The sequence below is a fragment of the Nonomuraea sp. NPDC050691 genome, from assembly GCF_040654455.1.
Lineage (GTDB): Bacteria > Actinomycetota > Actinomycetes > Streptosporangiales > Streptosporangiaceae > Nonomuraea.
The window spans coordinates 1-23,320 of the sequence record NZ_JBFAIA010000131.1 but is presented as its reverse complement, the minus strand read 5'-3'; the positions used below and the strand labels follow the sequence as shown (position 1 = coordinate 23,320).

At 74.3% G+C, this 23,320-nt stretch carries 19 protein-coding genes and 1 pseudogene; 13 read left to right on the top strand and 7 right to left on the bottom strand.

Annotated elements, in window-relative coordinates:
- Positions 1-2,352 (top strand): annotated as a pseudogene (locus AB0H81_RS32705) (hypothetical protein); the annotation flags it as partial.
- 144 nt (positions 2,353-2,496) lie between these two features.
- Here AB0H81_RS32705 and AB0H81_RS32700 read toward each other — a convergent pair.
- A complete protein-coding gene (locus tag AB0H81_RS32700) occupies positions 2,497-3,663 on the bottom strand; it encodes an SWIM zinc finger family protein (protein WP_358382300.1) in 1,167 nt (388 codons plus the stop codon).
- Positions 3,660-6,446, bottom strand: a complete 2,787-nt coding sequence (locus AB0H81_RS32695) for a DEAD/DEAH box helicase (RefSeq protein WP_358382297.1) — start codon at positions 6,444-6,446, stop codon at positions 3,660-3,662. The genes AB0H81_RS32700 and AB0H81_RS32695 overlap by 4 nt, the downstream gene beginning before the upstream one ends.
- 100 nt (positions 6,447-6,546) lie before the next feature.
- Here AB0H81_RS32695 and AB0H81_RS32690 point away from each other — a divergent pair, with 100 nt between their 5' ends.
- The 3 genes from AB0H81_RS32690 (at position 6,547) to AB0H81_RS32680 (ending at position 8,250) form a co-directional block, all read left to right on the top strand.
- Entirely contained in the window at positions 6,547-7,164 is a 618-nt protein-coding gene (locus tag AB0H81_RS32690) for a DedA family protein (RefSeq protein ID WP_358382294.1), read from the top strand.
- A gap of 130 nt (positions 7,165-7,294) precedes the next feature.
- Positions 7,295-7,837: a dihydrofolate reductase family protein gene (locus AB0H81_RS32685; RefSeq protein ID WP_358382291.1), complete on the top strand. Its 543-nt coding sequence runs from the start codon at positions 7,295-7,297 to the stop codon at positions 7,835-7,837.
- 2 nt (positions 7,838-7,839) lie between these two features.
- Positions 7,840-8,250, top strand: coding sequence for a hypothetical protein (locus AB0H81_RS32680; protein WP_358382288.1), 411 nt, complete (start codon positions 7,840-7,842; stop codon positions 8,248-8,250).
- Positions 8,251-8,351: 101 nt separating this feature from the next.
- On the opposite strand, the gene AB0H81_RS32675 is transcribed toward AB0H81_RS32680, so the two are convergent.
- On the bottom strand, positions 8,352-9,221 hold the full coding sequence (locus AB0H81_RS32675; RefSeq protein ID WP_358382286.1) for a 5'/3'-nucleotidase SurE: 870 nt from the start codon (positions 9,219-9,221) through the stop codon (positions 8,352-8,354).
- A 208-nt stretch (positions 9,222-9,429) separates the two neighbouring features.
- Between AB0H81_RS32675 and AB0H81_RS32670 the strand changes: the two genes are divergently transcribed.
- Together AB0H81_RS32670 and AB0H81_RS32665 are read left to right on the top strand one after the other, a co-directional pair.
- Positions 9,430-10,512 carry a winged helix DNA-binding domain-containing protein gene (locus AB0H81_RS32670; RefSeq protein WP_358382284.1) on the top strand — a complete coding sequence of 361 codons (1,083 nt, stop codon included), beginning with the start codon at positions 9,430-9,432 and terminating at the stop codon, positions 10,510-10,512.
- A 103-nt stretch (positions 10,513-10,615) separates the two neighbouring features.
- Positions 10,616-11,053 (top strand): SRPBCC family protein, encoded by a 438-nt coding sequence (locus tag AB0H81_RS32665; RefSeq protein WP_358382281.1) that lies wholly within the window; start codon positions 10,616-10,618, stop codon positions 11,051-11,053.
- 60 nt (positions 11,054-11,113) lie between these two features.
- Here AB0H81_RS32665 and clpX read toward each other — a convergent pair whose 3' ends face one another.
- Positions 11,114-12,370 (bottom strand): ATP-dependent Clp protease ATP-binding subunit ClpX, encoded by a 1,257-nt coding sequence (clpX, locus tag AB0H81_RS32660; RefSeq protein WP_358382279.1) that lies wholly within the window; start codon positions 12,368-12,370, stop codon positions 11,114-11,116.
- A 101-nt stretch (positions 12,371-12,471) separates the two neighbouring features.
- Between clpX and AB0H81_RS32655 the strand changes: the two genes are divergently transcribed.
- From AB0H81_RS32655 to AB0H81_RS32645, 3 genes are all read left to right on the top strand, one after another.
- Positions 12,472-13,746: a helix-turn-helix domain-containing protein gene (locus tag AB0H81_RS32655; RefSeq protein ID WP_358382276.1), complete on the top strand. Its 1,275-nt coding sequence runs from the start codon at positions 12,472-12,474 to the stop codon at positions 13,744-13,746.
- 298 nt (positions 13,747-14,044) lie between these two features.
- Positions 14,045-14,968: an oxidoreductase gene (locus AB0H81_RS32650; protein WP_358382273.1), complete on the top strand. Its 924-nt coding sequence runs from the start codon at positions 14,045-14,047 to the stop codon at positions 14,966-14,968.
- A 70-nt stretch (positions 14,969-15,038) separates the two neighbouring features.
- Complete coding sequence (locus tag AB0H81_RS32645) at positions 15,039-16,265, top strand: acyltransferase (protein ID WP_358382270.1); 1,227 nt, start codon at positions 15,039-15,041, stop codon at positions 16,263-16,265.
- On the opposite strand, the gene AB0H81_RS32640 is transcribed toward AB0H81_RS32645, so the two are convergent.
- Positions 16,222-16,983, bottom strand: coding sequence for an SDR family oxidoreductase (locus tag AB0H81_RS32640; RefSeq protein ID WP_358382267.1), 762 nt, complete (start codon positions 16,981-16,983; stop codon positions 16,222-16,224). The two genes, AB0H81_RS32645 and AB0H81_RS32640, sit on opposite strands and share 44 nt — an antisense overlap.
- Before the next feature lie 160 nt (positions 16,984-17,143).
- On the opposite strand from AB0H81_RS32640, the gene AB0H81_RS32635 reads away from it, so the two are divergent.
- Together AB0H81_RS32635 and AB0H81_RS32630 are read left to right on the top strand one after the other, a co-directional pair.
- The gene (locus AB0H81_RS32635; protein WP_358382264.1) at positions 17,144-18,007 is read left to right on the top strand and encodes a helix-turn-helix transcriptional regulator; all 864 of its coding nucleotides are present in this window, start codon (positions 17,144-17,146) and stop codon (positions 18,005-18,007) included.
- 54 nt (positions 18,008-18,061) lie between these two features.
- Positions 18,062-18,874, top strand: a complete 813-nt coding sequence (locus tag AB0H81_RS32630; protein WP_358382261.1) for an alpha/beta hydrolase — start codon at positions 18,062-18,064, stop codon at positions 18,872-18,874.
- 166 nt (positions 18,875-19,040) lie between these two features.
- Here AB0H81_RS32630 and AB0H81_RS32625 read toward each other — a convergent pair whose 3' ends face one another.
- On the bottom strand, positions 19,041-19,616 hold the full coding sequence (locus AB0H81_RS32625) for a GNAT family N-acetyltransferase (protein ID WP_358382259.1): 576 nt from the start codon (positions 19,614-19,616) through the stop codon (positions 19,041-19,043).
- Between the two features lie 305 nt (positions 19,617-19,921).
- Between AB0H81_RS32625 and AB0H81_RS32620 the strand changes: the two genes are divergently transcribed.
- Together AB0H81_RS32620 and AB0H81_RS32615 are read left to right on the top strand one after the other, a co-directional pair.
- A complete protein-coding gene (locus AB0H81_RS32620) occupies positions 19,922-20,419 on the top strand; it encodes a GyrI-like domain-containing protein (RefSeq protein WP_358382256.1) in 498 nt (165 codons plus the stop codon).
- A gap of 305 nt (positions 20,420-20,724) precedes the next feature.
- Positions 20,725-21,330: a helix-turn-helix domain-containing protein gene (locus tag AB0H81_RS32615; RefSeq protein ID WP_358382254.1), complete on the top strand. Its 606-nt coding sequence runs from the start codon at positions 20,725-20,727 to the stop codon at positions 21,328-21,330.
- Between the two features lie 295 nt (positions 21,331-21,625).
- Here the strand turns inward: AB0H81_RS32615 and AB0H81_RS32610 are convergent, their stop codons facing one another.
- Positions 21,626-21,754, bottom strand: a complete 129-nt coding sequence (locus tag AB0H81_RS32610) for a hypothetical protein (protein WP_358382251.1) — start codon at positions 21,752-21,754, stop codon at positions 21,626-21,628.
- Positions 21,755-23,320 lie beyond the last annotated feature (1,566 nt).

Below are 23,320 nucleotides of genomic sequence, written 5' to 3'. Positions count from 1 at the left end.
GACACCGCGCTGAGCGCGCCGGAGCTTGAGTTCCTGGAGGCCGGCCTCGCGCTGCGCGACACGGAGGAGGCCGCGGCCCGCCGCCGCGCCCGCCGCCTGCGCCACCTCGCTGTCACGCTCGCCGTCCTGCTGGTGCTGGCCTCCTCGGCCACCGTGTACGCGGCGCGCACCCAGGCGACGGCCACCGAGCAGCGCGACCTCGCGCTGTCGCAGAAGGTCGCGGGCGAGGCCGCCGGCCTGCGCGAGGCGGCGCCGTCGCTGGCTGCGCAGCTCAGCCTCGCCGCCTACCGGCTGTCGGCCACGCCCGAGTCGCGCGGCGGCCTGCTCACCGCCTTCACCGCCCCGTACGCGGCGCGGCTGACGGCGGGCGAGGGGATCAACCGGGCGCTGTTCAGCCGCGACGGCCGCACGCTCGTCGCCGCCGGTGACGACGGCGTCCGCCTCTGGGACGTGACCGACACCCACCGGCCGGCCCTGCTGTCGGAGTTCGCGGCGGACGGCGCCGACGTCGAGGGCGCCGCGCTCAGCGCCGACGCGCGCCGGCTCGTGACCGCCGGTCTCGACGGTTCCGTACGGGTGTGGGACGTGACCGAGCCGAGGCGGCCGGTCCTGGTGTCCGGGTTCGCCGCCCACGAGAGGGCCTCCTGGTCGGTGGCCCTGACCGCCGACGGCTCCATGGCGGCCACCGTGAGCGACGACGGCACCGCCCGGCTGTGGGACCTGTCCGACCCCCGCGACCCCGGTCCGCTCGCCACGCTGACCGGCCACGCCGGCGCCGTGCGCGGCGTCGCGCTCGCCCCCGGCGGCCGTACCCTCGCCACCACCGGCGACGACAACACGGGGCGCCTGTGGGACGTCTCCGACCGGCACCGGCCGCGCCTCCTCGGCACCCTCACCGGGCACGGCGAGGACATCTGGGCCGTCACCTTCAGCCCCGACGGCACCAGGATCGCCACGGGGAGCGACGACCGCACGGGCGGGCTGTGGGACGTCTCCGACCCGCGCCGGCCGCGCCGGCTCGCCATCCTGCCCGGCCACTCCGGGCCGGTCATCGCCGCCGGGTTCGGCCCCGGCGGGCGGACGGTGGCCACCGGCGGCTGGGACCACGAGATCAGGGTGTGGGACGTGGCCGGCCCCGAGCCCCGCCTGGTCACCGTGCTGACCGGGCACGCCGACACTGTCGGGTCCGTGGCGTTCAGCCCCGACGGGCGCACCCTGGCCAGCGCGAGCTGGGACCACACCGCCCGGCTGTGGGAGACCGGCGAACCCGTCGCGCGCGGCCACGAGGGGCCGGTGCGCGCCGTGGCCTTCCATCCCGGCGGGAACCTGCTGGCCTCGGGCGGCGACGGCCGCGCGGTGCGGCTGTGGGACGTCGCCGACCCGTACCGTCCCGTCGCGCGCGGCGTCCTCGCCGGCCCGTCCGGCACGACGTACGCGCTGGCGTTCGGCCGGGGCGGCACGGTGCTTGCGGCGGCGGGCGAGGACGAGACGGTGCGGCTCTGGGACGTGTCCGACCCGGCGGAACCGGCCGAGCTGCCCACGCTCACCGAGCCCACCGCCAGGGTCCGCACGGTCGCGTTCAGTCCCGACGGGCGGACGCTGGCCGGCGCCGGGTTCGACAACACCGTGCGGCTGTGGGACCTCACCGACCCGCGTGAGCCCGCCCCGCTCGCCGCGTTCGACGGCCGGGCCGGCTCGTTGTACTCCGTGGCGTTCGCCCCGGACGGGCGGAGGCTGGCGAGCGCGGGATTCGACGGCGCCGTGCGGCTGTGGGACCTCGCCGACCCGCGCCGCCCGGCCCTGACGGCCACGTTGTGGGGGCACCGGAGCACCGTCCACGCGGTCGGCTTCAGCCCGGACGGCAGCCTGCTGGCCAGCGCGAGCTTCGACCGGACGGCACGCCTGTGGGATCTCACCCCTGCCGGCGGACCGGGGCCGCTCGCCACCCTGGCCGGGCACCGGTCCGGGGTCAGCGCGATCGTGTTCGGCCGCCGAGGCCTCCTCGCGACCACCGGCGACGACCGGACCGTGCGGCTGTGGGACCTCGCGGACGCGGCGGCGCCGCGCCCGCTGGCCGTGCTCACCGGGCACGGCGACTCGGTCCACGCGGCGGCGTTCGGCCCCGGCGGCCGCACGCTGGCCACGGCGAGCGCCGACGGGACGGTGCGGCTGTGGGATCCCGACCCCGAGCGCGTGGCCGCCCGGGTCTGCGCCGTGTCCCATCCGGCCATCTCGCCGTCCGAGTGGGCGGAGCACTTTCCCGGCCTCCCGCCGTCGCCTCCCTGCCCTTTTGGGAGATCTTCTTCTGTTACGGCACGGCCGGCCTGGCCGCCACCCGCCGCACGGGGCTGAGGGCCTCCAGGAAGACGCCCGCTGACCGGGTGACGGCGGGCCGCCGACACGGCGTCTTCCTGGCCATGGCTTCCGTGAAGCCCCCGTGGCCTCGGCAGGCCGCGCCCGTCCGGCCCGCGTCCACGTCCCGCGGTTCAGGCCTCGCTACGACGACAGCAGGGCCGCGGGGTCGCCTTCCGGCGGGCCCGCCGGCCACCACTGGCCCTCGCGCAGAGTGAACGGGTACCAGCGGCCGTCGCGGCCGTAGCGGAGCTGCCGGTCGCCGCCGATGGTCCACCGGTTGCGGGACACCTCCGTGGGCGGCGGCTCCTCACCCTCCCACGCGGCCTCCAGCACGGCCCCGGCCCTGGCCAGTTCCTGGCGGGGCGGCGTCCAGGACGACTCCAGCGCGTCGAGCCCGTCGGCGCCGCCGTACCGCCAGGCCCGGACCGCGGCGTCCAGGCCGAGGTCGAGGTCGTGCTCGGCGGCGAGCCGCACGCGGTCCTGGTACTCGGTGAGGACGGCCGGCTCCCGGCCGAGAGCGGCGGCGGCGAGCACGTCGCGGGCCCGGGAGGCGGCCGAGGCGGCCAGCACCTCCAGCGCGGCGACGTCCACGCCGGGAGCGGGCTCCAGCCGGAGCGGCGTGAACGGGACGTCGAGCGGAGGCGGCTCGGGCAGCGGCGGCACCCCGGCGCCCGTCACTCCGGCGTCCGCGGCCCCGGCGGTCGTGACCGCTCCTGTGGTGGAGCCGTCCGCGGCGCCGGGAACCGCGCCCGCGGCGGGGGCGGTGTGGCTCTGGAGCGCCCGCACCAGGTCGTCCCGGCCGCGTCCCCGCAGGAGCAGCAGCACGAACGGGTCGCCGTCCAGCAGCCAGGACGCCTGGTAGCACAGCGCCGCCGCGTGCGGGCACGGGTGACCCCAGTCGGGGCAGGAGCACTCCGGTTCGAGGTCGCCCACGGCGGGCAGCAGCGGCACGGCCGCGTCCTCGGCCGCCTCGACGAGGTCGTGCGGCATGTCGCCGTCGAGCAGGGCGGCGATGTGGCCGGCCTTGGCGGTGACCTGGTCGAGGAAACGGTCCCACTCGGCGGCGGTGAGCCGCTCGACGCGCACGACCGTGTCGTACTCGCCCTCGGTGACCGCCGCCAGCCGGCCCGGGCTGACCGTGATGGGCCCGACCTGGCCGGTCTTGGCGTAGGCGCGGCCCTTGCGCAGCAGCCCCTGGTCGAGGGACGTGTCCTCCAGGGCCTTGATCCAGGCGTGGCCCCACCAGGTGGTGGCGAAGCGGGCCCCGGCCCGCTGGCGGGGGAAGGCGGGGAATCCTACGGCGTTCATCTCAGCTCCACCAGCGCGGCGAGTTCGGCGTCGGTCAGTTCGGTGAAGGCGGCCTCGCCGGAGGCCAGCACGGCCTCGGCCAGGGAGCGCTTGGCGGCGAGCATCCGGGCGATGCGGTCCTCGATGGTGCCCTCGGCGATCAGCCGGTGGACCTGCACGGGCCGGGTCTGGCCGATGCGGTAGGCGCGGTCGGTGGCCTGGTCCTCGACGGCCGGGTTCCACCAGCGGTCGTAGTGGATGACGTGGTCGGCTCGGGTGAGGTTGAGTCCGGTGCCCGCGGCCTTGAGCGACAGTAGGAAGACCGGCGCCTGGCCGTCCTGGAAGCGGCGGACCATCTCCTCACGGCGGGGGACGGGCGTGCCGCCGTGCAGGAGCTGCGTGGCGACGCCCCGGCCGGACAGGTGCCGTTCGAGCAGCCGGGCCATCGCGACGTACTGGGTGAAGACGAGCACGGCGCCGTCCTCGGCCACGATGGTGTCGACCAGCTCGTCCAGCAGCTCCAGCTTTCCGGAGCGGCCGCTCAGGCGGGGCGCGGCCTCGTGCAGGTAGTGGGCGGGGTGGTTGCAGATCTGCTTGAGCCCGGTGAGGAGCTTGACGATGAGCCCGCGCCGGGCCATGCCCTGGGCCTCGGAGATCCGGGCCATGATCTCACGCACGACCGCCTCGTACAGGCCGGCCTGCTCGGTGGTGAGCGCGACCGGCCGGTCGGTCTCGGTCTTGGGCGGCAGCTCGGGCGCGATGCCGGGGTCGCTCTTGCGGCGGCGCAGCAGGAACGGGCCGACCAGCCGGGACAGCCGCCCGGCGGCCTCGGGGTCGCCGGATTCGGCGGGCCTGGCCCAGCGTGCCCGGAAACGGGCGAGCGGGCCGAGGAGTCCGGGCGTGGTCCAGTCGAGGATGGCCCACAGCTCCGACAGGTTGTTCTCGACGGGGGTGCCGGTGAGGGCGACGCGGGCGGCGGCGGGGATCTCGCGCAGGGCCTTGGCGGTGCCGGAGGCGGGGTTCTTGACGTGCTGGGCCTCGTCGGCCACCAGCAGCCCCCACGGGTGGGCGGCCAGGCGGGCGGCGTCGAGGCGCATGGTGCCGTACGTGGTGAGCGCGAAGCCCTCCTCGGGCAGGGTGCGGGCGGCGCCGTGGTAGCGGCGCACGGGCACGCCGGGGGCGAAGCGGGTGATCTCGCGCTCCCAGTTGCCGAGCAGCGAGGCGGGGCAGACCACGAGGGTCGGGCCGTCGCCCTCGACGGCCCGGTGCAGGTGGAGCGCGATGAGCGTGATGGTCTTGCCCAGGCCCATGTCGTCGGCCAGGCAGCCGCCGAGCCCGAGAGAGGTCATGCGGGCCAGCCAGCGCAGCCCGTGGAGCTGGTAGTCGCGCAGCGTGGCGGCCAGCCCCTCGGGAGCCCGGATGTCGAGGGGCTCGGCCAGCCGGTCGCGCAGCTCGGCCAGCCAGGCGCTCGGCTCGACCGGCACCTGCTCGCCGTCGACCTCCACGGCGCCGGTCAGCGCGGCGCCGAGCGCCTCCAGCCCGGTCAGCGGCTTGAGGTCGCGCTGGCGGGCCTTGCGCGCCACGTCGGGATCGACGAGCACCCACTGGTCGCGCAGCCGTACGACGGGGCGGTGCGCCTCGGCCAGGGCGTCCATCTCGGCGGCGGTCAGCCGTTCGCCGCCGAGGGCGAGCCGCCAGTCGAAGCCGGTCAGGTGCCGTCCACTGAGGAAGGAGGGCAGGTCGGAGGGCCGGTCGCGGTCGCCGACGACGGCGCGGGCGGTCAGGCCGCGTACCAGGTGGCGGGGCCAGTGGACCTCCACGCCCGCGGCGGCCAGCCGCTCGGCGGCGCCGGCCAGCAGCTCCTCCACGTCGCCGTCGGACAGCGCGAGCTCGTCGGGGACGGCGCTGTCGAGAAGCCGGGCCAGCGCGGGCCAGGCGCGGGAGGCGCGGCGCAGCGCCACGGTGACGTCGATGCGGGCCCGCCCGCCGAGCCCCGGGTCCTGGCCGCGCCACAGGGCTCCGGCGTCGACCACGAGGGACGGGTCGGCCTGCGCGTGGACCTGGACGACGGCGCGGAAGTCGTCCACGGCGGGGTCGCCGGCCTCGAGGCGCAGGGACACCCGCACGCCGGAGTCGAGCGCGGACGACACCTCGCCCGCCCAGGCGCGCAGCCGCCCCGCCTTGCCCGGCTTGGCGGCGGCGAACAGGGAGGTGCCGGTCGCGCGCACCGCGCCGGGGGAGCGGGGCATCGCGTCGGCCACCGCGTCCAGGAACGCCCGCACGTGCCGCTCGGCATCGGGCAGCGGCGCGGACTCACCGCCTCGTGAGGGCAGCGGCGCAGGCTCACCGCCGTGTGAGGAGAGGGGCGCGGCCTCACCGCCCCGCGAGAGGAGGGACGCGGGCTCGTCGCCGGGCGAGGGCAGAAGCGGGCCGCGGGCGGCGGCGGGCATGGCGGCGGCCAGCTCGCGCACGCGCTGGAGGTCGGCGGCGTCGAACGGCCCGGCCCGCCAGGCGTCGTGGTCGCCGTCCGTCACGCCGGGCAGGATGCGGCCGCGGGCGACGAGCTGGAGGGCGACGACCGCGGCGGCTCCCCAGAAGCGGGCGGCGGGGTGGGCCGCGGCGTCGTGGCGGGCGCGGGCCAGCGCCGCGACGGCCTCGCCCACGGGCAACCGCGTGGCGGGCCCGTCCGCCGTGCCGTCACCGGTGTCCCCGCCGGTGGGGAGGAAGACCATCCGGCCGGACCTGGGCGGATCGCCCGGCTCGAAGAGGACCGCCTGCCGTACCAGATCCGTTGATGAGCTCACGGCCGTACAGTGTACGGTACGTGTGGCCGCGGTTCGCCACAGCCGGCATCGGACGTTCGCCTCATCACCGGCATATTCGATCATCCATAGCCTTAAGGGCATGACTGACTGGCTGGTTGGACTCATGGAGGACCTCGGGGCGCCGGGGGCCGGGATCGCGATCGCGCTGGAGAACCTGTTCCCGCCGCTGCCGAGCGAGGTGATCCTGCCGCTGGCGGGCTTCACGGCGAGCCGGGGCGAGATGGACCTGTTCGACGCGCTGCTGTGGACCACGCTGGGCTCGGTGGTGGGCGCGCTGGCGCTGTACTGGGTGGGGGCCCTGCTCGGCCGGGAGCGGGTGCTGGCGATCGCCGCGAAGATCCCGCTGGTCAAGCCCGCCGACATCGAGAAGACCGAGGCATGGTTCCTCCGGCACGGCCGCAAGACGGTGTTCTTCGGCCGGATGGTGCCGCTGTTCCGCAGCCTCATCTCGATCCCGGCGGGCGTCGAGCGGATGCCGGTCACCACGTTCCTGGCCCTGACGACCGCCGGCAGCCTCATCTGGAACTCCATCTTCGTGATGGCCGGCTACCTGCTCGGCGAGCAGTGGGAGCTGGTGGAGACCTACGTCGGCATCGGCTCGAACGTGGTGATCGCCCTGGTCGTTCTCGCGGTGCTGGTCTTCGTCGGCGTGCGGCTGGCCGAGCGGCGCAAGGGGCGGAACACGTCACGTCGCTGAGGGGGCCGGTCGCTGAGGGGGCCGCGACGGAGCCACGCCTCCGTCAGGCGCACCCATCCTTGACAAATTTTTTTGTCGGTGGGACGGTGGGGGCACCTCGGAAACGGACCTCTCGGAACGGAGACGGAGCATGCGGAAGATCGTCGCGGGACTGTTCATCTCGCTGGACGGTGTGGTGGAGTCGCCGGAGAAGTGGCACTTCCCGTACTTCAACGACGAGATGGCGCAGATCATCGGCACCCAGATGGAAGCGGCCGACGCCATGCTGCTCGGCCGCCGCACCTACGAGGAGTTCGCCGCCTACTGGCCGAACCCCGAGCCGCAGGCCGCCGACATGGCCGGCTACATGAACGGCACCCCCAAGCACGTCGTCACCACCACTCTGCGCACGGCCGAGTGGGAGAACTCCACGATCATCGAAGGCGACGTCCCCGCCGCGCTCAAGGAGCTCAAGGAGCGGCCCGGCAAGGACATCTCGATCACCGGCAGCCCCACGCTGGTGCGCTCGCTGCTGCGCGGCGGCCTGCTGGACGAGCTGCGCCTGCTCATCCACCCGATCGTGGTGGGCGGGGGCGCGAAGCTGTTCACCGACGGTGAGCAGGTGCCGCTGCGGCTGCTCGGCGGCCGCACACTGGAGACCGGTGTCATCTACGCGACCTACGGAAGGGCCTGACCGTGCCGACGACCACCAGCACCAAGACCGTCGCCGCGAAGCTCCTGGTCAAGCCGGGCACCGCCGTCTGGGTCTCCGGCCCGGCCCACCGGGGGCTGGTCGAGCCGCTGCCCGAGGGCGCCCGCCACGCCGAGACCCTCGGCGAGGCGGACGTCGCGGTGCTCTTCGCCGCCGACGCCGCCTCGGCCCGCCGGACGCTGGACGAGCACCGCGACGCGCTGACCGGCCCGTCCGTGCTGTGGGTGGCCTACCCGAAGGGCAACCGGTCCGACATCAACCGCGACACGCTGTGGCCGATCGTCGGCGAGTACGGCCTGCGGCCCAACGGGCAGGTGGCCGTGGACGAGGTCTGGTCGGCGCTGCGCTTCCGCCCGCTGAAGGAGGGCGAGGCGCCGTTCACGGGCGGTCGCTGAGCGCCCCGCCGCCCGTACCGTGGGACGCTTCCGGGCAGTCGGGACGCGGTGCCTCGACGAGGCCGGGGCGGCAGTGGGCAGCGAGTCGAAGACGCCCGGGATCAGGGTGTCAGGGAGCGCAGGCGGGAGCGGATGGCCGTGGCGGCGGCTGTGGGGGCCTCCCAGCTTCCGTCCAGCGGGGTGATGGTGACGTTGCCGGCCGCTAGCAGCGTCCGGTCGGCGTCCTGCACGGGGTCGGGGCCGGGGTCGGCGATCGGGACGATGCGGTAGCACAGGGCGCACGTCTCCGGAGCGGGCGTGTAGCCGGCGGCGTACGGCAGCGAGCTGCCCAGGCGGGCGAGACTGACCGTGCCGTTGGGCGTGACGGGGTAGTTGACGTTCAGAGCGGTGCGGGCCGGCAGTACCGGGCCGCCGTTCGCGGTGGCCGCCAGCCGGTCCACCAGCCGTACGGTGAACTGGATCGACCGGGCGGCGCTGGGCACGGCGCTGCCGTCGCGGGCGACGCTGACCGCGATGGCGGGGACGCCCGCGGTGATGGCGGTGATGGCGGCGCCGACCGTGCCGGAGTAGGTGGCGGCGGCGGCGACGTTCTCGCCCGGGTTCGGCCCGGAGACGACCAGGTCGGGCGGGTTACCGGCGAAGGGGACGCGGGTGCCGAAGGAGACGGCGTCGCTGGGGCTGCCGCCGACGGCCCACCCGTCGTCCTGCTTGGCGGCCTCGATGGTGCCGCCGAACCTGGCGTTGATCAGGGTGCCGGAGGCGCTGGAGTCGGCGGCCGGCGCGACGACCGTGACCTCGTGCCCGGCGGCCGTCAGGGCCTGGCGCAACTGGTGGAGGTAGGCCGAGGAGTAGCCGTCGTCGTTGGTCAGCAGGATGCGCAGGGGCTGCCGGTGGAGCGCCTGCGCGGGTGCGGTGCCCGTGGTCAGCAGCGCGAGGATGAGGAGGGGGAGGAGGGCGAGGCGTTTGAACACGTGGATCTCCTTGCCGAGCACCGTTGCCGACACGTGGCGGAACTCGCCTACGTGACGGCTTGGACGGTATGTGGGCCCCACCCCGCCGGACCACCTGCAAACCCCCTCAACCAACCCCAGATGAACGCCGGATGAACCCCGCGTGAACGGGGTTCGAGGCCGGGAGGCGGGGTCCGTGACCCGGGGGCGGGCCCTTAGGCTGAGGCTCGTGATCAGCACGCGTGAGCTCAACCGGGCGACCCTGGCCCGCCAGCTGCTGCTCCGGCGGCACGCCATGCCCGCCCTGGAGGCCGTGGAGCATCTGGTCGGCCTGCAGGCCCAGGCCCCCTTCCCGCCGTACTTCGGCCTGTGGTCGCGCCTGGACGGGTTCACCCCGGACGAGCTGGCCCGGCCGCTGCTGGAGCGGGAGGCGGTGCGCATCGTGCTCATGCGCGGCACCGTCCACCTGGTCACCGCGGCCGACGCCCTGATACTGCGCCCGCTCACGCAGCCCCTGCTCGACCGCTACATGAGCGCCTCCTACGGCCGTTCCCTCCAGGACGTGGACGGCGACCAGCTGGCCAAGGCCATCCGCGAGGCCCTCAGGGAGCGCCCTCTGACGGCCGCCGAGCTGGGCGCGCACCTGGCCGAGCGTTTCCCCGGCGCCGCGCCGGGCGACATCGCGCTGGCCGTGCGCTGCCTGGTGCCCCTCGTCCAGGTGCCGCCCCGCGCCGTGTGGGGCAAGGCCGGGCGGACCGCGTACGTGCCGATGGAGGAGTGGCTGGGACGGCCGCCGCACCCCGATCCGTCGCCGGAGCGGCTGGTGCTGCGCTACCTGGCCGCCTTCGGGCCCGCCACGGTCGCCGACGCGCAGGCGTGGTCCGGTCTGACCCGGCTGAAGGAGATCGTCGAGCGGCTGCGTCCCCAGCTGGCCGTCTTCCGCGACGAGCAGGGCCGTGAGCTGTTCGACCTGCCCGACGCGCCGCGTCCCGGCGCCGACGAGCCCGCGCCCGTCCGCCTGGTCGCGCCGTTCGACAACGTGCTGCTCGGCCACGCCGACCGTACCCGGATCATCTCCGACGAGGACCGCAAGAAGGTCATCACGATCAACGGGCAGGTGCTGGGCACGGTGCTGGCCGACGGGTTCGTGCGCGGGGTGTGGAAACGCGAGGGGCCGGTGGTCACGGTCGAGCCGTTCGCGCCGCTGACGCCGGGGCAGGTGGAGGAGGTCAGGGCCGAGGCGCTGGCGCTGCTCGCCTTCGCCGAACCGGCCAAGGCGGACCGGCACGAGGTCAGGGGGCTCGGCTCGTGAGGGGGCCGGCCGTTCGTGAGGGGATCGGCCGCTCGTGAGGTGGATCCGCCGGTGAAGGGGGATCGGCCCATGAGGGGGATCGGCCCATGAGGGGGATCGGCCCGTGAGCGCCGCGACGGGCGTGAGCCGGGCCCGCATGGGGGCGGCGGTGCTGGTCGCCGCGCCGCCCGAGCGGGTCTTCGCCGTGCTCACCGACTGGCCGCGCCACCACGAGTGGATGGTCCTGACCACCGCCCGGCGGAGCGGGCCGGATCAGGTGGAGGCGTTCACCGGGGTGGGCCCGCTGGGATTCCTCGACACGATGACGATCACCCGTTGGGAGCCGCCGACGCTCGTACGGGTCCGCCACACCGGGCGGCTGGTGCGGGGCGAGGGCGTCTTCCGGGTCCGGCCGTACGGGGGCGGCAGCCGGGTGATCTGGGCCGAGGACCTGGACCTGCCGCTGGGGGCGGTGGGGCGGCTGCTGTGGCCGCTGGCCAGGCCGTTCGCCGACGCGATGGCGCGGCTGTCACTGCGCCGCCTGGCCCGCCTGGTGGAGTGATCCCTCAAGGGGGACGGCCCCGGCACGGATGACGGCTGCCCCGCGCAGGCCCGGGAGCCGTCAGGCGGACTTCTCGTGCGGTCCCGCGTCGCGGCCGCCCGGCCCGCGGGGCACCAGGGCCGGGTTGACGTTGCCGAGGACGGTCTCGCGGGTCACCACGACGCGGGCCACGTCGTCGCGGCCCGGCACCTCGTACATGACGTTGAGCAGCACCTCCTCGACGATCGCGCGCACGCCGCGGGCTCCGGTGCGGCGCAGCAGCGCTTGCTCGGCGATCGCCTCGACCGCGCCGGGCGTGAACTCCAGCTCCACGCCGTCCATCTCCAGCAGCCTGCGGTACTGCTTGAGCAGAGCGTTGCGGGGCTCGGTCAGCACGCGCACCAGCGCCTCGCGGTCCAGCCGCTCCAGCGTCGCCGTCACCGGCAGGCGGCCGACGAGCTCGGGGATGAGCCCGTAGGCGACCAGGTCGGACGGCATGACCCCGGCCAGGGAGCCGGTGCCGGGCTCGGAGCGGGCGCGCGGGGTAGCGCCGAAGCCCGCGCCGCCGCGTCCCGACCTGGCCTCCACGATCTGCTCCAGGCCGTCGAAGGCGCCGCCGCAGATGAACAGCACCCCGGTCGTGTCGATCTGGATGTGGTCCTGCTGGGGGTGCTTGCGGCCGCCCTGCGGCGGGACGCCGACCGTCGTACCCTCGATGATCTTCAGCAGGGCCTGCTGGACGCCCTCGCCGGAGACGTCGCGGGTGAGCGAGGGGTTGTCGCCCTTGCGGGCGATCTTGTCGATCTCGTCGATGTAGACGATGCCGGTCTCGGCCCTGGCGACGTCGTGGTCGGCGGCCTGGAGGAGCTTGAGCAGGATGTTCTCGACGTCCTCGCCGACGTAACCCGCCTCGGTCAGGGTGGTGGCGTCGGCGATGGCGAACGGGACACCGAGCACCCGGGCCAGGGTCTGGGCCAGGTAGGTCTTGCCGGAGCCGGTGGGACCGATCATGAGGATGTTGGACTTGCCCAGCTCCAGCTCGTCGAGCCGGCCGTGCCGGACGCGCTTGTAGTGGTTGTAGACGGCCACCGCCAGGGCGGTCTTGGCGGGCGTCTGGCCGATGACGTACTGGTCGAGGAAGGCGTGGATGTCGCGGGGCGCCGGCGGCGTCCCGTGGGCGGCCGTGTCGCCGGCCTCCTCGCGGGCCTGCTCGCGCAGGAGCTCGGTGCACTGCGCGACGCATTCGTCGCAGATGCAGATGTGCGCGGGGCCGGCGATGAGCTTCCTGACCTCGGCCTGGCTCTTGCCGCAGAATCTGCACTTCAGCCCGGGCGCCATCCGCGCCGCCTCCTCCGCCTCGCTTGATCAGATGATGACACCATCTGAATGGCGACGGTATCTTGGTTCGGTACGGGGCGCAAACGCGCGAACGGAGGACGATGGCCCGGCTCAGCAGGGCGGAGCTGCAACGGCTCAACCGCTCGAAGGTGCTCGAGGCGGCGCGACGGGAGTTCGCGGAGCGGGGCTTCGGCCGCGCCACGATCGACGGCATCGCCGAACGGGCCGGGCTGACGCGCGGGGCCGTCTACTCGAACTTCCCCGGCAAGCGGGCCCTGTACTTCACGGTCCTGGCCGAGCTGTCCGACGCCGGGCCCGATTCCGGCGAGGCGGGCCGGGCGCGCACGGCGCGGGAGGCCCTGGCGGCGTTCGCGCGGGCCTGGGTGGCGCGGCTCCCCCTGGTGACCGGCGGCCTCGGCGACCCGGGCGACCCGGCCGGGGAGGGGCGGCCGGCGGTGGACCTCATGCCGGAGATCGTCGCCGACGAGCACCTGCGTGCGGTGGCTTCGGGGCTGCGGCGGCTGGACGCGCTGCTGCTGGGGCTGGCCCTGGAGCGCATGGACGTCCTGGAGAACGCGGGCGTTCCAGGGAATGCGGGTGTCACGGATGACTCGGGCGTCCCGGAACGCGGAGGTTTCCCGGAGCGCGCCGGGTTCCCGGAGCGGGACACCGGGGGCGGAGACGATCTCCGGGGTTCCCAGGCGGCGGGTGGGCGCCGGGTGCGGGTGGCCGAGGCGGTGCTGATGACGCTGAGGGGCGCCGGCGAGCTGGCCGTCGCCGCGCCCGGCTTCGTGGAGCCGTTCGACCTGATCGCGGTGTGCGAGGAACTGGCGGGACTGGATTTGGGCGACCGGTGGACGCCGCCCCTGGTCTTCCCGCGCGTCCAGCCTGCCGACGCCCCCTGGCCGGGCTCTGCGCGCGCCGGCGGTCTTGTGCCAGGGGTGATGGCGGACCGCGGCTCTGTGCGGCCCGGCGATCTCGGGGCCGGGGCCGTGACGGCGGAGGACGGGGTGGTGGCGGTGCTGGGGCTGCTGGAGGCCGGCGCCGTGGAGGAGGCCGTGCGCGCCGCGCCCCCCGGCGTGCCGGTGACCGTGGCCCTGGTCACCGGGGACCCGGCCGAGCTGGCGCCGCTGGCGCGGCTGGTGCTCGCCGACGTGACCCGCTGCCTGCGCCGGGCGTTCCCGCCGCGGGCGTGGCCCAGGCTGCGCTTGACGTACGACGAGACGGGCGCGCTGGCCGCGGCCGCCGGAGTGCCGGCGGTCACGGACGAGACGGTGGCGGCGGTGCGGGTGCGCGACGGCCGGATCGTCGCCCGCGCCGACGGCCCCGGCGCCTGCCACGCGATCGCCTCCAGCGTCCGGCTCGCCTCCGTGTGAGCGGTTCCCCACAGGCGCACAGCCACAGGCGCACAACCATCGGCGCACACCCAGGTTCCTGACCGGCGCACACCCAGGGGGCGGCGTCTGTCCGCGCCCCCGCGCAACCTCCCGCGACCGGCCTGAGCCCCGGCGCCTGATATGATCTGCTTCATCACTTGAGCCTTCTCGGCCCGGATCTCATCCGCCGAGGAGGCTTTTCTCATGTCCGGGGCCGTCGCGCCCCAGCCCCCGTCAAGGTCGTAGTCCGGCCGTTCCCCCGGACGTGACCTCCCGCGATTCCGCACCAAGGAGATTCATGCTCGACAGCACGACCGCGGCCGCCGCCGCGGGCACCTGGAAGCTCGGTGACCTGACGGTCAACCGCGTCGGGTTCGGAGCGATGCGCCTCACGGGCACCGCCCCGTTCGACATGGGAGCGCCGAGCGACCGCGAACGGTCGATCCACGTGCTCCGGCGCGCCGTCGACCTGGGCGTCAACCACATCGACACCGCCGCCTTCTACTTCTCGTCGCTGCGCTCGGCCAACGAGCTCATCAACCGGGCACTGGCGCCGTACCCGGACGACCTGGTCATCGTCACCAAGGTCTGGCCGGGACGGAACACCTCCGGCGAGTGGTGGTGGGCCACGCCCGAGCAGCTGCGCGGCCAGGTCGAGGAGAACCTGCGCCAGCTCGGCCGCGACCATCTGGACGTCGTGAACCTGCGCGTCCCCCCGAGCCGCAGGTCCGGCTCGATCGCCGAGCACTTCGGCGCCCTGGCCGGCCTGCGCGACGCCGGGCTCGTCCGTCACCTGGGCGTCTCCAACGTCACGCCGGAGCAACTGGCCGAGGCGCGGGCCATCGCGCCGGTGGTCTGTGTGCAGAACCCGTACGGCATCGGCGCGCCGGCCGAGGACCAGGAGTTCGTACGGGCGTGCGGGGAGCAAGGCGTCGCCTTCGTGCCGTTCTTCGCGATCGCCGGCGCCGGGCGCGAGGCGGGCGCGAGCGGAACCGACAGCGAGACGGTGCTCGCCGTCGCACGGGCACACGGGGTGACCCCTGCGCAGGTCCGGCTGGCGTGGATCCTCCAGCAGGGGCCGCACGTGCTGGCCATCCCGGGAACGAGCGACCCGGAGCACCTGGCCGCCAACGTGGCCGCGGGCGCCCTGAGGCTCTCGGACGACGACATGGCGCTCCTGGCGGGCGACCACCTCGCACGGCAGCCCGGCCCGGCGCGATGACCCCCGCACCTGAGGTCGTCCCGGGCAGGGGCAGGCCGTAGCACGGCCCGCCGGTCGCTACGATCACCGGATGCTCACTCATCCGCCGACGCGGCCGGCCCAGCGGACCGGCCGGCGCATGGCGTGGCTCGACGGCCTGCGCGGCGTCGCCGCGCTGGTGGTGGTCTTCGAGCACGCCCTGCGGCCGTTGCTGCCCGAGGCGCACGGGCCGGTCAAGGCGGCCTTCGACCCCGGCTGGTACGGGGTGCTGGTGTTCTTCCTGGTGAGCGGCTACATCGTGCCCGCGTCGCTGGAACGGCGCGGCAGCGTGCGGGACTTCTGGATCTCGCGGCTGTTCCGCCTGTATCCGCTGTTCGGCGTGGGTGTGGCCGGCATGGCGCTGCTCGTGGCGGCGGGCTGGGACGACGCGCACGTCTGGTGGAGCTCCCGGCCGGTCTCCATGACGCTGGGCCATCTGACGATGCTGCAGAACCTGCTCTACGTCCCGAACGTGGTCAACGTGCTGTGGACCCTCTCCTACGAGATGGCCTTCTACCTGCTGCTGACCGCGATGTTCACGCTCGGCGCGCACCGCGCGAGCCTCACCGGCGCGCTCGGCTTCGCCGCGGTGGCCGTGCTGGGCGGGGGCGCGCTGCCGGTCGCGCTGCTGTCGGCCGGCGGGGCGGGCCGGATGCTGACCTCCGTGCTCGCGGTGACGGCGGTGCTGGCCGCGTCCCTGGCCGCGGTGCTCAAGGGCCCGCAGCCGGTACGGCGCGCGGGTGCGGTCGTCCTCGGGGCGACCGTGCTGGTGCTGCTGCTGGTCAACCAGAGCTATCCGGGCCCGTGGCAAGGGCTGCTGATCCTGGCCACCATGTTCGCGGGCACCGCGCTGTACCGGGCCGAGCGGGGCGAGATCTCCTGGTCCCGGGCCGGCTGGGTGGTGCTGGTGCCGCTGGCCGGTCTGTGGCTGGGGCGCGACGAGCCCGGGTTCCAGACGGCCACGGCGGCCGCCTGGATCACCTTCGCCGCCGGGATGGCGCTGCGGCACCGCAGGGTGCCGGGGGCGCTGGCCTGGCTCGGCCTGGTCAGCTACTCCGTCTACCTGCTGCATCCGCTGCTGCTGGAGAGCGCCGAGTGGTTCTGGCCCGAGCCGCTGACCGTTCCGCTGGGCCTGCGGCTGGCCGGCCTCGCGGGCGTGGTGGCGCTGCTTCTCGGGCTGAGCGCGCTCACCTGGCGGCTGGTCGAGGCTCCGGCCCAGCGGCTCGGCAGGCGCCTCACGCCTGGCGGGTGGGCAGGACCACGAGCTGGCGGAGGTTGACGTGGCGCGGCCGGCTGGTGGTGTAGGCGATCAGGTCGGCCACGTCGTCCGCCGCCAGCGCGCCGATCGAGGAGAGCATCCCGTCGAGCTGGCCGCTCAGCTCGGCGTTGTCGATGTGGTCGGCCAGCTCGGTCTCGGTCAGTCCGGGCTCGATGTTGGTGACGCGCACGTCCCGGCCGCCCAGCTCGGTGCGCAGCGTCGCCGACAGGTGCGTGAGCGCCGCCTTGGTCGCCCCGTACACCGCGTAGTTCGGGAAGCTCACATGGGCGCCGATGGAGGAGACGTTGACCAGGTCGGCGGGCCGCCCCTCGGCCGCCGCGGCGACGAGGTCGGGGACGAAGGCGCGGATGACGCGCAGCGCCCCGGTCAGGTTCGTGTCGATCATGCGGGCCCACTCGTCGTCGCGGCCCTCGGTGATCGGGTTGGGCAGCATGACGCCAGCGGAGTTCACCACCAGGTCGACCGGCCCGTACGCCTCGTGGACGCGGTCCGCGGCGGCGGCGACGCTGCCGGAGCCGGTGACGTCGGCGGTCACCGCCAGCGCCCGGCCACCCTCCGCGGTGATCTTGGCGGCCAGGTCGTCGAGCCGCTCGGCGCGCCGTGCCAGCAGGGCCACGCGGGCGCCGTGGGCGGCCAGGAGGCGGGCGGTGGCCTCGCCCATGCCGCTGGCGGCCCCGGTGACGACGGCGGTACGGGTGGAAAGAGCGTCGTAGCTCATGATCGGTGACTCCTGTTCGCGGGGTGTCGCGTCCGCCGGGCCTTGTCGCCGGCCGACGTGACGATCCTGCGACGCCCGCGCCGTCCTGCCCAGGGTGAGGCTCATCCTGGGTCTGGCAGTACCAGGCTGGACACGCGGCAGTTTGCCTAGGCTGTGTCCCATGAGTAGGGACCTGGGCGATTTCCTGCGTTCGCGACGGGCCCGCATCCAGCCGCAGGAGCTCGGCCTGCAGCCGTACGGACGCCGCCGGGTGCCCGGCCTGCGCCGCGAGGAGGTCGCGCAGCTCGCGGGGGTGAGCGTCGACTACTACATCCGCCTGGAGCAGGGCCGGGGGCAGAGCGTGTCGGACGCGGTGCTGGACGCCGTCGCCCGGGTGCTGCGGCTGGACGAGGTGGAGCAGGCGCACCTGCGCGACCTGGCGCGGCCGGAACGGCGGGAGCAGCCCCAGGAGGGCCGCGCCCGCGTGGGCGGGCAGCGGGTCCGGCCGGGGGTGCGGCTGGTCGTGGAGTCGGTGAGCGGGCCGGCGTTCCTGCTCGGCCGATACGGGGACGTGCTGGCCTGGAACGCCCTGGGGGACGCCCTGTGCGGCTTCTCCGAGCGCCTGTACCGCTTCGGTGAACGCGGGCTCAACCAGGCGCGGGACGCCTTCCTCAACCCCGCCACGCGCGAGTTCTACATGGACTGGCCCGCTGTGGCCGCCGACACCGTGGCGTTCCTGCGGCTCGAGGCCGGGCGGCGTCCGCGTGACAAGCGGCTGGCCGGACTGGTCGGCGAATTGTCGCTGGGCAGCGAGGAGTTCCGCCGCCTGTGGGCCGACCACCAGGTGAAGGAGAAGACGTTCGGCGTCAAGCGGATGCTGCACCCGGTCGTGGGCCGGCTCGACCTGGGCTACGAGGCGCTGGCGCTGCCCGGCGACCCGGACCAGATGCTGGTCGTCTACACCGCCGCGCCGGGTTCGGAGGCCGCGGAGAAGCTCGCGGTCCTGGCGAGCTGGTCGGCCGCCCCCTCCCTCCCCGCGTCCTGATCGCGCGGCCGGGTACGGTGTCCCGGCGAACCCACCGGACGGAAAGGCGGCATCGTGGAGCGTGGCATCGTGGAGGCCCGTGAAGGCGGCGGTGTGAGCGGGCACCGGCTGTGGCCGGGCGAGTCCGGCGAGCGGATCACCCCGTACCCGGTGTGGCCGGAACGGCCCGCGGCGGCCGTCGTGGTGCTGCCGGGCGGAGGCTACGAGCGCCTGGCCGAGCACGAGGGCGCGCCCGTGGCGCGGTGGCTGAACACGCTGGGCGTGGCCGCGTTCGTGCTGCGCTACCGGGTCGCGCCGCACCGCCATCCGCTGCCGCTGCTGGACGCGGCCCGGGCGGTGCGCTGGGTACGGGCCCACGCGGCGGAGCACGGGGTGGACCCGGCGCGGGTCGGGGTGCTGGGATTCTCGGCCGGCGGGCACCTGGCCGGGCTGCTGGCGACCGAGACGGGACCGATGCTGGCGGAGGGCCCGCACGACGAGGTGGACGCCCGCGAGGCGCGCCCGGACCTGGCGGTGCTGTGCTACCCGGTCGTGACCCTGACCGGGGACGCGGCCCACGCCGGGTCGGTGGCGTCCCTGCTCGGGCCCGGGCAGGAGGGCGGGGATCCGGCCGGGCTGTCGATCGAACGGCGGGTGGGGCCGCACACCCCGCCGGTGTTCGTGTGGCACACCGCCGACGACGCCTCGGTGCCCGTGGACAACACCCTGCTCCTGACGGGCGCGCTGGCCCGGCATCGGGTGCCGGTCGAGGCGCACGTGTACCCGAGCGGCGTGCACGGGCTCGGGCTGGCCGAGGGTGACCCGGTGGCAGGCGACTGGACCAGCCGGTGCGCCGTCTTCCTGCGCTCACGCGGCTGGACCGCCTGACGGCGGCGGACGGTCTCGCCGCCCGTCCGGTGAAGCCGGGGGCGGGCGGGGTGCCACCCCGCCTGCCCGGGCATTCAGTGACCGGCCGGAAGAGACGTCTCTCCCGCGGATTGTGGTGATCAGCGGGCCGGCAGGGCGCGGGTGCGCCCCCGCCGGCCCGCGTGGATCAGCGTCCGGCCGGTGGCGCCGCCTGGTAGCGCAGCACCACGCCGCCGTCGCCGTTCTCGTCCGCCGGGGACGAGCCGTCGTCGCAAAGCCGGAAGCCGGCCTTCTCCAGCACCCGGATCGACGGCGGGTTGGACGGCTCCACGGTGGCGTGGACGCTCTGGACGCCCGGCGCGGTGAACGCGAACGCGGTCAGGGCCCGGACGGCCTCGGGGGCGTAGCCGCGGCCCCGCCGGGACTCCACGATCCCGTACCCGATCTCCAGCGCGCCGTCGGACGGCGGCCAGAACATACCGATGGACCCGACCACCAGGCCGCTGTCGCGCTCGACCACCTGGCGGTGGCCGTGGGCGCCGAGCCACGCGGGGTGCTCGGCGAACAGGCCGGCGATCACGTGGTCGCCCTCGGCGGGGAAGTCGGCGGCCCAGTGGGCGAGCCGGTCACCCCGCACGACGGCGTCGACCTCCGCGGCGGTCCAGGCCCGCAGGATCAGGCGGTCGGTGCTCAGGTCGGGAATCGGCTCGGCGGCGGGTGCCTGGAACTGCTCGGAGGACGCCGCGGACGTAGAAGAAGACATGGTGGTGATACTCCTGGTCGTTGTCGAACGACCGGCCCGCGCCCTAGATGCGCGGGACCGGGATGAGGGCATGCTGATGACGGCCTATGGCAGCCATATTCATCAACCTCCTCTGTCCCGATGTGCACGCGTTCCTCGCGCCGCGGCGACCTTAACAGCCCTCACCGTGCCCGGCAAACCATCGGTACGGTGCCGGGCCGCACTTGCCCCTTGCCGCCCGGCGCAGTCGCGCACCGATGCTCAAGCGTCGCCCCGACCGGCTCCGAAAGGATGAGGCACGACCTGCCGGCCAGGAAAGGACGACGATGACGGAACAGCCGCACGGGCACACTTTCGAGATCCTCCACCGCGATCCCCAGATCACGGCGAGCATCAGGATGACGGTCGCGATCGCCCGCCTGGCGGAGGCCCAGGGCGGAGGGTTCTCGGAACTGTGGAAGTACGCCCGGCAGCCCGGCGTGAGCGTGGAGGGACAGTCCTTCGTCAGGTACCACACCTTCGAGGAGGGCCAGACGGACGTGGAGGTCGGCGTGCCTGTGGCCGGACGTCCCGTCAGCGCGGGACGTGTCGCCTCCGCCGAGCTGCCGGGTGGCACGGCCGTCGCCACGTGGCACCTCGGATCGCACGACAGTCTGGGCGACACCTACGCCGCGCTGGACGCATGGCTGAAGGAGCACGACCGCGAGCCTGACGGCGGGGCGTGGGAGGTCTACCACTGGTTCGACCTCAGCACACGACCCGATCCGTCGAGCTGGCCCGCCCCGGCGACCTGGCGTACCCAGCTGATCCAGCCGATGCGCTGACCCCGGTCTTCCGCCGGCACGGCGTCCGGCACCCGCGTCGTCGGCTCGCCGCCGGTCGTCACCGCCGGCCGCGTCCGCACGGCCCGCCGTGAGAGCCTCACCGCGGACGTCATGGAGGTGGCGCTCCGTCGGAAGATCGCGTGACTGGTCCATGTGTTGCCGAATCGCGATGATTTCGACGGCGGTGAGGGCGATCAGGCGGCGAGTCTGGAGGTCATGCGGCGACAGGAGCTCGGCAAGGACCCCGGCTTGGGCATGTCCGTCCATGACATCCGCAGTGGAGGGCAGGTCAAGGGCTGGTCGCCGTGAACTCCGGACGTCGGCGACGCCGTGGTGCTCATGCGGCCGGCGGCTACCTGACCAGAGAAGGGCTGGAGGAGCGCTTCGCCTATCCGTCGTCGAGCGAGATCCGCTACACCTGGATCATGTTGACCCCGGACGCCCACGACGAATACGTCGCGGGCGTCCAGGGCGCTCCAGGCTGGATGCTGGCGATCACCGCCGTGCTCGACCTGCGCCATCGCGAGCTGCTGTCCGCCTGCAGGAGAGGCGCTGACCGCCTGGAGGTGGGTGAACGGTTGCTGATCCTGCTGGCGGCTCTCCCGCCGCGGACCGGGCGGCCCGGCCCCGGCATGCGGCCCACAACACGGGTGATCCACCGCCGCATGGCCACCGCCGTGCAGGAGGCGCTCTCCTGCGGAAGGATCTTCCGCCGCGTCACCGGGCGCACGATCAGCGAGTATCGCAACGAACTGAGGGTGCGGGCCGTGCTGGAGCACATCGCCGACGGAGGCGCCCGGTTCGCCGAGCTGGCCACCATGTACGGCTTCGCCGATCACGCGCGCCTGACCCGGACGGTCCGCAGGCATCTCGCCGAGACACCCAGCGCCCTGCGCGGCCGCCTCGACTGACGGGGCAGCGCTTTGGCACGAGGGTCATGCCGTCGCGCACGGGCAGCGTCACGGACCCACCCCGCTCATCGCCGACGACCATCTCGCTCAGGCGGCGCATCAGCGATGAAGATTCTCATGACATGACGAGACACCCCGTCCCTCCGTGGCATGGGCGACCCGATTCACGCGCCATGCCGCGGGGCGCCGGCCACCCGACGCCCTGAGCCGACGAGCGAGGGTCAAAGGCCACGCAAAGCTACGCAGCGTATTCACATCGTCACCCATATGATCCTTACGTGGCCGACCCGGTGAATCACGAGCAGGACACTGACCGACCTCCGTCCGCGTCGCGGCGGGTGACGCCCGTGCCGCCCTTCCCGGTGTACGAGCCGGAGCCGCCGCGCGGCGTGGACCGGGTGAAGGTCGCGACGCTGGCGGTCACGGCGCTGTCCGTCGCGTTGGGGGCCTGGCTGGGGCTGTACCCGCCGGGCGCGGACACGCCGGACGCGCAGGCCGGGGCTTCCGGTACGCCGGCGCTCGCGGCGTCCGCCGTCCCGGAACCCTCGGCCGGTGGCGGCGCGGGCCGGGAAGGCGCGGAGGCCCGGGAGGGCGTGCCCAGGACGCGGGTCCAGGCCGAGACCCGGCGGCACCACCGTGCGCACGGCCCGGCTCGCGGCCGGAGCGGGCGCGACGTCCGATCGGACGGCCGCGACGCCAACCGTGACGCTCATGGGAGTGCCCGTGTTGATGCGCGCCGAGGCGTCCGCGTCGATGATCGCGAGGCGAGTGGGAGCGCCCGTGTGGATGAGCGTGAGGGGCATGAAGGCGTCCGTGCCGGCGGGCGTGGGCGGCATTCCCCCGGCGTGCGCGCGGTGACGCCGTCCCCCCGGCGGCAGCCGTCCCCCTCCTCCCGGCCCGGCGAGGAGGGCGGGGCGGACGCGTCCCGCGACCAGGGGGCGACCGTGCCCCGGGGCCAGGGAGGGACGACCGCGCTCCGGCGTCAAGGGGAGGATGCCGCTCCCCGGGGGCGGGCGAGGGGTGTCACGCTCCGCGCGCCGGAGGGGGGTGTCGCGCTCGGTATCCAGGGGAAGAGGGATGACCTCGACCCGAGGAAGGGTGGTGCGCTCCGTGAGCCGGGGAAGGGCGGTGAGTACCGCGACCAGTGGAAGGGCCGGGAGCGTCACGATCGGCGCGACGACGGCCGAACGGCCCGCGGCCACAAGGCGCGGTACGGGGGCCGTGGTCAGGCGTCCCCCTCCTCCTCTCCGTCCGGCTCGTCCGCGCGGCAAGGGAACGTCAAGGAGATGGCGCGGCGCTGGTGCGACGACAACATGAGCTGGGACGGCATGCTGTGGCGGTCCTGTCACACCTATATCGAGCGGCAGACGTCAATGTGATCACCATTCGTCATTGAGCGACTACGCAGCGTGAAGAATGGTGCCGGTGGGTGTCCCGCGACACGCCGGACGGTAAGACGAGAATGACGTCCGATATCCGTCCGGCGATTATCCGGCGAAAAGCGCCGCGAATGTGACGTGTGAACGCGCGTCGTCGCGTCTCCCGATCGTCCGACAAGGCGGAACACCCCGCGGGCCCTGCCTTCCGCGGAATCCGCGCACCGCATGGATTGCGTTCCGATTCGCGGCGGTGAGTCCGTTTGATCATGAGGGCATATCCCAATATATCCGTGCGTGCCCCCAGGTCGGTGGCGTGGGCGGCCGCGCCGCCTCGCAGGTCCGTTGTTTCCCCCGGAAATGCGTGCGCCCTTTCGCCGGAATCCGCCGGCGAAGAAGAAGGGAATTCACGTCCGACGCGCATATCGCCGTCCTTCGTTGTCCGCATTTCCGGGACAACGGCCGATCCGGGTTCATGGCGCGGAGCAGGGCGGGATGCCACACTCGGGCCAGGGAAAAGCTGAACGCCGGGAGGGCAGCGTTATGGCCACATCCACCTCACCGTCCACCTCGTCATCCGCTTCGCCCGCGCGGGGCGCCGGCGCCGCCGCCAC